Source organism: Methylobacterium sp. J-070, from assembly GCF_022829385.1.
Lineage (GTDB): Bacteria > Pseudomonadota > Alphaproteobacteria > Rhizobiales > Beijerinckiaceae > Methylobacterium.
In genome coordinates, this window is sequence record NZ_JAKSXX010000109.1 from 1 (window position 1) to 6,492 (window position 6,492).

Here is a 6,492-nt window from a genome sequence, read left to right on the forward strand (position 1 = left end):
GACCGCCGCTTCGTTGATGCAGGTGCCGCCTGTGGGGCCCGGAAAGTCGTGCGAGCCCCGAAGAAGCTTCCAGTTCAGGATGTGATCGAAGTCGCTCATGGTGGCTAACTCCGTAGCCCGTTCCCACCCTGAGCCTCCTCTCATGCGATCATGCCGTCAACCACGTCACCAATCTGGCGCTGCCGAGCTTGCCCGGGTATCAGCCCGACATGGCCAAGCGCATCAAGCTGCTGCCGCAGGAGCGCGGCACCGTCCTGTTCGATGTCGTCTTCGACGATGGCAGCCGAGCCTCGAACCGGCGCCTGCCGATGGAGAACCTAGGCGGCTTGGATGGCGATCAGCCGGCCCACGATCTCATCGAGCAGCAGGAGGCGGAGATCGCCCAGAAGGCAGGTCGGCCGCCGCGAACGATCCAGAACCTGACGCGCGCTGCCAAGCCAGAAGCAAAGCCTGTGCGCGAATAGACGACCAACGTTCGGCGCCTCTTTGCTGCATCTCCCCTACCTGCGCTACGTCGGGTAGCTCCAGCACCCAAAAAGCTCGATGTCGCGGTGGAAACAGCATCCTGAACGACGAAAAGACCTGAGCAAGTCGGGTTTGCTCGCCGTGTCTCGAACTTCACGGATTTGTGAAGCTGCTAAAGCAGTCGAGCGGGCACGCGGAACTGTATCTTCACCACCGACCCATACGCAGGCTCGGGCCGGGGCGCGCGCATGGGTTTCGACAAGCCAGATGAGCCGATGATCCTCTCCGCGAGGACTCTGACGGACGCCGAAGTCATCGACGGCGGCGACACGGTCGCGCTTCGCGTTTGCTGCGCGGATGGACGGCCGGCGGCAATCCTCGTTCCTCGGGACGTTGCACGGTCGATGGCAGAGACCTTGAACGAGAAGGTAGCTGAAGCCGCCGCAAGGGTCACTGAACGGCAGAAGCCGTGACGAACGTTATGGCTGGACAGGCCGCCTACCTCGACGGACACAAGGCCCAACCGAGGCGTTCAGGTGGCCAGTCGCTATGACGCGCCTAGCCCCTCTCAGAGCAGCCGCCGCAGCCCTGATCGTGATGGCGACTCTCGCTAGTCCCGCACTCAGCTCACCCACCGGGGAGGCGACCGAGGACATCATCGACGGCTGCAACCAGTTCATCAAGTTTGCGCACAAGGGCTACTCGCGAGAAGATCCGGACACGATGCGGCATCTCGGCGAGTGCATGGGCGCAGTTCGGACGATGCTCGCGACCGAAATCGCATCTGACAATATCTGCCCAACAGAGAACGTAAAGCTGATCGATGCAGTGACTGCTTTTTCGCTGTACATGATACAGCACCCGAGCGATCTGAAAACCGTTTACGTTGTCCCGATGCGGCAGGCGTTTCGCGCAGCTTACCCTTGTTCGACCATTCGCCAATGAGCCTGCCAGGCCAGCCAGTGCAAGGCGGAGCCATGATGACATGTCAGGGCCGTGCCGGTGCCGCTTCCTGCCCAAAGATGATCATTGGGCCAACAGCAGGCGTCCGCTGATGTTGCCGACGCCGCTCGGCACCGGGACATCGCTGGCCGAGTACATCGCGTTCATCGTCAGGTTCGCCGAACTGGCCACCTTCAGCTGGCGCGAGACGATCACCGTGTAGGCCGACTGGTCGGCCACAGCCCCGTGCGAGTCGACCGTCAGCTTGCCGCGCGGCATGTAGATCGTGCCCAGCAGCTGACGGGCGCCGTTGCTGGATATCTTGTGCTCGCGCAGGAGCGGGGCGGTCGGGTCCTCATAGAAGAGAAGCCCCGACATCGGGCCATCCCTCGGAGCTGTCAGGTTAATCGTGCTCGCAGCCGTCAGGTTGAGCGTGGTCTGCTGGCTCTTGAGGTAGATCCCCACATACGAGCCCGTCAGGGTCGCGTTGGCATCCACTGTCAGAGGGCCTGTGTCGATGACGTAGACGCCCGGTGACAACGTCGCGGTTGCGCCTTTCGTGATCTTCAGCCCGTTGCAGTACGTGCCAGGGTAGAGCGTCTGCGAAGTCGTCACGACCGTGTTCGTGTAGGTACAGCCGGACGAGGTTGGGGGAGCGATGACCGCCAGAGGATCCTTCAGGCTGGGACATCCGGATTTCGGGCCGGGCTGTGGAGGGTTCGAGGTACTGACCGAGTTGCCACCGGCAGAGCAGATGCTGGTGGCGAGGATCGTAGCTTGGTTCTGCAGCGTGACGCCGCTCGTGCTGGCGGAGTCCGAATAGACCGAGCACTGCGACGCCGTCACGGACGCCTGATCCTGAGCTGTCAGGGTGCCGTTCGAGGTGGGATCGAGGGCCAGGACACATAGTCGTGTCTTGCCGACTAGCTTGGACTGCGCGCTCACCGTAATCGTCGCCGACGGCACACCGATGATCCTGCCGAAGGGAAGCGGAAAGATCTCCTGCGTCTGGGCGGTGACGCTGGTTCCGTCGTCACTGACTCTCACTTGAACAGTGAAGGGCACGCCGGCCACAGGCTTGGCATTGTCGCGGATCGCCTGTGTGGTGACGCCGCTGACCGATTGTGTATCAGTCGTAGTCTGCGCCAGCTTGAGCATGTTGCCGCCGGTCAGCGTGCCGACATCGGTGGCTGTCTGCAGCTGGGCTCGGCGGTACGAGAGGCGAGCGTAGTCAATACCTCCGCCAGCGAGGCCGAAAAGTACAATCGAACTAAGGCCGAAGATGACGGCAACCCCGCCCCGGTTGTCAGGCCGAAACGCTTTTAACAGCGAGGCCGCGGTTTGCGACACGGTTCGGCATGCCTGAAACATCGGCCAGTTGTGTCGCCGCATCCGCATCGATCCGGGCCGTAGTGAAGATCGATGGGAATTATTACGGGCACTTATTATCGCAGCCTTAAAGAACGCGCCCTGTTATTGAGATCGTTAATGGCTGTTCGAGCCGCAACTTAGATCAGTATCAATTTTGTATCACGAAGCAGGGTGACCGGTTCTACATGGATGTGCGCTCACACTGGTATCGGCATGAGCCGTTGAAGCACCCTCACCCGCACTACCCTGATCTGCACCACCAGCACGGTCAAGCCTGATTGGTCGGGCAGAAGTCGCCCGTCACTTCGCGCTGACCGGGGTGTTTAAGTCGTTGGTTCATCGGACCGTGCCTCACGCCTGCTCCAGCAGGTCGATTAGGAATGACCCAGCCGCCGCGTTGCATCGGCCCCGCCAGGTCAGGATGTCCGCCTCGGGCAGGGCCTCAGGCTGCGTCTCGGCCGCTACCTCCGGCAGCACGGTCTCGGGCACCTCTGCTTGCCATGTCGGGCACCTCTTACGAAAATGCTTCCCGGCACGAGCCTCCCAACGCTGGCTCTGCCTCCCAAGCGGGGTAGAGAGCATGCGGGTGGTCAGCGAGCGATCCGAGGCCGAGATCCGGACCTACGAAACACAGACCGAGGTGAGGTTCGCGCTCCGGCGCTTGGCCGCCAACATCATGCGGGTGACGCGCGGCGCAGGTTCCTCGGCGGAACTCGGCAAGCAGATGGTGGTCTGCCTCGACGCTATGGACGCCTACCGCGACGCCGCTGGGCACGGGGTGCCGAGTTGGGATCTCGACCAGATGCTCAACCCTGAAGTCGCCGAAGCAGAGGGCCGCCCTTGGTACAAACCGGACCCGGAGGACCAAGCCCGATGGGACGAAGACGGCACCACCGACCGTGACCTGGTCGAACAAGACATCCGGCGGGCGTGCTTACAGGTGACCGCCTCGATGCTGCTCAATCAGAACCCGCAGAAGAGCCGGGGCAAGCACGACTTTAACGAGGCGCTCCGGCATCTTGAGGCTGCGCGGGAACGAAGCCGCGCCTACCACCAGGCTAAATATGCACCCGCACCCCGGGCCCGGAAGAAGCCGAAGCCTCGCTAGGCCCGAGGACCGAAACCTTACAGTTGCTCCGGCGACGTTCCTTCAAGGTCTCGGTCTCCGCCGCGTATCCAGATGATTTGAGAGGTATGGCCCTCCGGAGCGCCTAGGGTGGGCTCCGCGTCTCCTCCATCCTCGCGGTCAGGGTCTCCATCTTCTGCATCGAGAAGGGCCACGATGCGGTCAACGATGTCGAGCGCCAGTTCAGCCAGCCGCTCGAATTCCTCGCGCGGGATCGGCTGGGCACCTGTTTTTCGGATGCCCGGGAAGGGAACAATCTTGCTCATGAGGGGTCTCGGTTTCGGGGACTGATAGTCCTCCGGCAGGATCCGGCCGGGGCGGTACGCATGGCGACAGGAAGGGCCGATCAGAGTCCTTGACGCTCAGCCTCGGCGTGGGCCGACAGTTCGCGGGCGAACGCCTCGGCCTCATCCGGGTCGCCGTTCTGGATCACCGGCAGGGCCAGCATCTCCAGGCGGGTCTCGCGGTCGGCGCTGTTCGCCGGTCGACGGCGCCGCGCTTCCTTGTTGGCCGCGGTCTCCACGTCGGTCAGAGCGTCGCCGAGCCACTGCATCAGTTTGCCGGCGGCGTTGTAGCCTTCGCTAGGGCCGTGGATCCTGCAACGGGCCTGCCAGCACATCGCGTAGGCTACGCCGCCCACGAGGTCGGCAACGTCATGGAGCGACTGCAGATCCTCCAGCGAGGCGGACGCTAGGTCGAGCATGCCGACAAGGCTGGGTTCGCGTAGGGCTGCCGGTGCGGCCGTCGGCGTCCGAGCAGCGGCGGCTGCGTGGATGTCCAGCGCGAGCCGGCCGTCGGTCGCGTAGAAGCTGCGCCCGTATCCAGCACGCCACAAGTCGACATACTCCAGCCACGCCAGCGCGAGGGCCTTCGGGGCAATGTTCTGCAGGGTCGCCGGCAGCGCCTCAACCGCGTCAATAAGAGCGAACCGACGCTGCTGCAGTTCCTCGTAGGCCGCCACTTCCTCGGCGGTCCCTCCATCGTCTTGCGGGCCACAAGCCCAGATCGGCCACAGGTCGAGGATGGCGGTGGTGAGCGTGTCCGCGGGGCTCGGTGCCGGCATCTCGCCCTGCACGTCGCGCCAGAGCGAGTGCGACAGGAGCTGATCCGGGTCCGGACTGTCCGTGATCTCAGCCAACAGCGTGTCGCGGCGGTAGTGCGAAAGAGCCCGCAGCTTCACCCGGAAGCCATCCGCGGTGTGAGCTGAGCAGCATGCGATCAGTTCAGCGAGGTTGGCGGCGTCCTCACCGGCCGTCTCGGCGGCACGTTCAAGCTCGGGGGTGAGGTACTGATCTTGTACCCGAGCCTGTTCAGCCCGCCACGCATCCCACGCCGTCACGATCTCCTCAGCGCGAGCTTGCGCGTCGGGGTGGGGCACGATGTCAAACTGGTGGCCCAGATGATCGCGGTGGGCGCGCTCACCCTTGCGGATCGGGCGAAGCACCTCGTGTGTCATCGGCATGATGCGCCGCAGCCGAGCGACATCCTGGTGGTGAACCTCTCGCCCCTCCAGCGCGTCGGCCATCATCCAGTTCTGGTGGACGTTCAGGCGGGCGTCAGAGGCGCGGTAGATCAGGCACGCCGGGCGTTCCGGCATGTGCCGGTCCGCTTCCCGCTGGGCCTCGTTGCAGGCTTCACAAGCCGCGATCTCGCGGGCGCGGGCGACCGCGAACTGCGCACCGAGCCGCAGCAGCTCGGCGTCGGCGCCGGCCTCCGCAGGGGTCGTGCCCAGCTCGGGAACGGTCTGAGGGCGACTGACGTGCTGGCTAAGGCCGGCTTTCAGGTCAGCGGCGCGCTGCTTGAGGGACGGACGATCGGCGCTGCGACGGAACGGGTTGGACAGCTTGAGAGAGGGCACGGTCGGCCTCCAAGGGTCACGAGGTGACAGGAGGCGCGGCGAGACAGGCGCCGCGCGGTGGCGGCATCAGGCTTGGAGTTTGCTCAGCGTGTCATGCTCGTGGTCGAGGCTGCCGGGGTCGATGCCGGCGACGTTGGCCGCGCTGCGCAGCAGGTTGGGCCACGAGCCGCCCGTGTCCTTCCACGGGTAAAGGCCGATCACGCGGACCAGGGCAGCCATGCCCTCGGGCGTGGTGGCGACGTGCTGGCTGATCTGCCGGTTCAGGTCCCGGAACTCGTCCTCTGCGACCCGGCGAGCCTTCTCAAGGCGTCGTCGATCGGTTGCAGCCTCGACGACCTCAACTCGGGTGTCGAAGGCATCGGCGATCGGCAGCAAGGCTTTCCAGCGCCTGATCCGGCCGGGCGTCTTCCCGCCTCGACCGAGCATCGGGACCGCGCGGGCGATGGCGATGCGCAGTGCCTCGCCATCCCACGCCTGTTCCGTTCGGCTCTCCGGCCCCCCCCAATCAAGGGCGATATGACGGAGGTTCACACCAAGTAGCGTCGGCCAGCGGTAGCCTCCGAGCACTCGGAACCGCTCGTCTCGGGTTACGAACAGGTCCTGAGGACATGTGACGAGGACGGCGTGGATCTGCATCCAGGCGACGCCCCATGCCTCCATCGCTTCGGCCTGAGCGTCACGGGCCCGCAGCCATCGCTCGCCGAGCGCTACCAGTTCGGCGTCGGGGTGC

The 6,492-nt window shown here is 64.6% G+C and carries 9 protein-coding genes; 4 read left to right on the plus strand and 5 right to left on the minus strand.

The window, feature by feature from the left end:
• The first annotated feature begins 209 nt into the window (after positions 1 to 209).
• The 3 genes from MKL01_RS08090 (at position 210) to MKL01_RS08100 (ending at position 1,410) form a co-directional block, all read left to right on the plus strand.
• Positions 210 to 464: a hypothetical protein gene (locus tag MKL01_RS08090; RefSeq protein WP_243904702.1), complete on the plus strand. Its 255-nt coding sequence runs from the start codon at positions 210 to 212 to the stop codon at positions 462 to 464.
• A gap of 249 nt (positions 465 to 713) precedes the next feature.
• Positions 714 to 938, plus strand: coding sequence for a hypothetical protein (locus MKL01_RS08095; RefSeq protein ID WP_243904703.1), 225 nt, complete (start codon positions 714 to 716; stop codon positions 936 to 938).
• Positions 939 to 1,014: 76 nt separating this feature from the next.
• Positions 1,015 to 1,410: a Rap1a/Tai family immunity protein gene (locus MKL01_RS08100; protein WP_243904704.1), complete on the plus strand. Its 396-nt coding sequence runs from the start codon at positions 1,015 to 1,017 to the stop codon at positions 1,408 to 1,410.
• A gap of 81 nt (positions 1,411 to 1,491) precedes the next feature.
• Here the strand turns inward: MKL01_RS08100 and MKL01_RS08105 are convergent, their stop codons facing one another.
• On the minus strand, positions 1,492 to 2,799 hold the full coding sequence (locus MKL01_RS08105; RefSeq protein WP_243904705.1) for a TadE/TadG family type IV pilus assembly protein: 1,308 nt from the start codon (positions 2,797 to 2,799) through the stop codon (positions 1,492 to 1,494).
• Between the two features lie 330 nt (positions 2,800 to 3,129).
• The gene (locus tag MKL01_RS08110; protein WP_243904706.1) at positions 3,130 to 3,267 is read right to left on the minus strand and encodes a hypothetical protein; all 138 of its coding nucleotides are present in this window, start codon (positions 3,265 to 3,267) and stop codon (positions 3,130 to 3,132) included.
• Between the two features lie 91 nt (positions 3,268 to 3,358).
• Between MKL01_RS08110 and MKL01_RS08115 the strand changes: the two genes are divergently transcribed.
• Positions 3,359 to 3,886, plus strand: coding sequence for a hypothetical protein (locus tag MKL01_RS08115; RefSeq protein ID WP_243904707.1), 528 nt, complete (start codon positions 3,359 to 3,361; stop codon positions 3,884 to 3,886).
• 17 nt (positions 3,887 to 3,903) lie between these two features.
• Here the strand turns inward: MKL01_RS08115 and MKL01_RS08120 are convergent, their stop codons facing one another.
• The 3 genes from MKL01_RS08120 to MKL01_RS08130 form a co-directional block, all read right to left on the minus strand.
• Complete coding sequence (locus MKL01_RS08120) at positions 3,904 to 4,170, minus strand: hypothetical protein (protein ID WP_243904708.1); 267 nt, start codon at positions 4,168 to 4,170, stop codon at positions 3,904 to 3,906.
• A gap of 80 nt (positions 4,171 to 4,250) precedes the next feature.
• On the minus strand, positions 4,251 to 5,762 hold the full coding sequence (locus MKL01_RS08125; protein WP_243904709.1) for a hypothetical protein: 1,512 nt from the start codon (positions 5,760 to 5,762) through the stop codon (positions 4,251 to 4,253).
• Between the two features lie 66 nt (positions 5,763 to 5,828).
• A partial coding sequence (locus tag MKL01_RS08130; protein ID WP_243904710.1) for a hypothetical protein occupies positions 5,829 to 6,492 on the minus strand: 664 nt, incomplete at its 5' end.

What these genes read in the sequence shown, in the direction of transcription:
- MKL01_RS08090 (WP_243904702.1), top strand. Translation starts at nt 210, where the DNA reads ATGGCCAAGCGCATCAAGCTGCTGCCGCAGGAGCGCGGCACCGTCCTG.
- MKL01_RS08095 (WP_243904703.1), top strand. Translation starts at nt 714, where the DNA reads ATGGGTTTCGACAAGCCAGATGAGCCGATGATCCTCTCCGCGAGGACT.
- MKL01_RS08100 (WP_243904704.1), top strand. Translation starts at nt 1,015, where the DNA reads ATGACGCGCCTAGCCCCTCTCAGAGCAGCCGCCGCAGCCCTGATCGTG.
- MKL01_RS08105 (WP_243904705.1), bottom strand. Translation starts at nt 2,799, where the DNA reads ATGCGGCGACACAACTGGCCGATGTTTCAGGCATGCCGAACCGTGTCG.
- MKL01_RS08115 (WP_243904707.1), top strand. Translation starts at nt 3,359, where the DNA reads ATGCGGGTGGTCAGCGAGCGATCCGAGGCCGAGATCCGGACCTACGAA.
- MKL01_RS08120 (WP_243904708.1), bottom strand. Translation starts at nt 4,170, where the DNA reads ATGAGCAAGATTGTTCCCTTCCCGGGCATCCGAAAAACAGGTGCCCAG.